The sequence below is a fragment of the Falsihalocynthiibacter sp. S25ZX9 genome, assembly GCF_041205405.1.
In the GTDB taxonomy this organism is placed as follows: domain Bacteria; phylum Pseudomonadota; class Alphaproteobacteria; order Rhodobacterales; family Rhodobacteraceae; genus Falsihalocynthiibacter; species Falsihalocynthiibacter arcticus.
This window is the reverse complement of record NZ_JBGFCD010000117.1, coordinates 1-344: the sequence shown is the minus strand read 5'-3', so window position 1 is coordinate 344 and position 344 is coordinate 1. Positions and strand designations below refer to the sequence as shown.

The 344-nt window shown below is 53.8% G+C and carries 1 pseudogene; it reads right to left on the bottom strand.

The features are described from left to right. Positions 1 to 344 (bottom strand): annotated as a pseudogene (locus AB9F29_RS21535) (pirin-like C-terminal cupin domain-containing protein); the annotation flags it as partial.

Below are 344 nucleotides of genomic sequence, written 5' to 3'. Positions count from 1 at the left end.
GTTCTTGGATCGGCGCACCCGAGATAAGCAAAAACCGGATGCCTTTTTCGCCTGCTTGAACGGTGACCTCGTCACCTGAGCCAAATCGAACCAAAGTCCGGTTGCCCTACATATCGCGAATATTGACCTCTTCGCCGCGCACTTCTTTCTCGAGGAGAACACCCGTCGGTCTTGAAGCATCGGCGAAACGGCCCGACCCGTCGAAAATATATGCGAAGGCCCGACTGTAGGTGTCGATCTTGAAACTCTTTTTCACACCAGCGGGCACGTAAATATCGAGGTACTGCGGATCTGCGGCGACGCCATCAACAGGGCCGCTTTTCCCCCAAAAATTTCCCGTGATA